General features: G+C 39.9%; 1 pseudogene. It reads left to right on the top strand.

From position 1 onward, the window contains the following. Positions 1 to 311: pseudogene (locus EI162_RS14550) on the top strand (hypothetical protein); the annotation flags it as partial. Between the last annotated feature and the right edge of the window lie 22 nt (positions 312 to 333).

Raw genomic sequence — 333 nt, forward strand, 5'->3', positions numbered from 1 at the left:
TCATCGAGTCGTTAGTTTACCAAGTTTATCTCTACGGTTTCTTCAGCATAGCTCAAACCGCTATCGGTAACCTTTTTCAAAATATCGATCAAACCATTGCCCTACAGCGCCGTAAGCATGAGCAAACGCAAACGCTTAAAAAGTCACTGCTCAGTAAAATGTTTCCACAAAAAGAACAAAGGCAGCCTGAGATTCGTTTAGAAGGCTTTAGTGGGGATTGGGTAGAGATGACAATAGGCAGTATTTCTAATGTTTTTTCAGGAGGTACGCCTAGTGTTTGTAGTGGCATAATAAAATTGGACAGCTTCTAAGAGGTTATAATAACCCAAAGAA

It is taken from the genome of Psychrobacter sp. FME6, from assembly GCF_014861365.1.
Classification (GTDB): domain Bacteria; phylum Pseudomonadota; class Gammaproteobacteria; order Pseudomonadales; family Moraxellaceae; genus Psychrobacter.